The sequence below is a fragment of the Pseudomonas sp. PDM31 genome (genome assembly GCF_019218965.1).
In the GTDB taxonomy this organism is placed as follows: Bacteria; Pseudomonadota; Gammaproteobacteria; order Pseudomonadales; family Pseudomonadaceae; genus Aquipseudomonas.
The window spans coordinates 1-312 of record NZ_JAHUWS010000041.1 but is presented as its reverse complement, the minus strand read 5'-3'; the positions used below and the strand labels follow the sequence as shown (position 1 = coordinate 312).

Annotated in this window: 1 protein-coding gene; it reads left to right on the top strand. The window is 61.5% G+C overall.

Translation table 11 applies throughout. The annotated features are described in order from the left end of the window. Positions 1 to 312 (top strand): hypothetical protein (locus KW839_RS27365; protein ID WP_218426050.1); only part of this gene is annotated, 312 nt, incomplete at both ends.

Here is a 312-nt window from a genome sequence, read left to right as displayed (position 1 = left end):
GTGGCGAGTTGACTGTTTTCGAGAAAAACCTCGGTGACGGCAGTGCTGCGGATAGTAATGCCCTGACCCAGAACGGCACCTTTACCATCACCGCGCTGGACGGTGTGACGACCCTGACGGTGGGCGGTATTGCCGTGGTCACCAATGGCGTGGCGGCGGGCTTCCCGCAGTCGACCACTACACCTTTGGGCAGCACCCTGACCATCACCGGGTTCAATGCCACTACCGGCGTGGTCAGCTACAGCTACACCCTCACCGATAACGAAGCGCACCCAACCGCCAACGGCGCCAACACGCTGTCCGAGCAGTTCG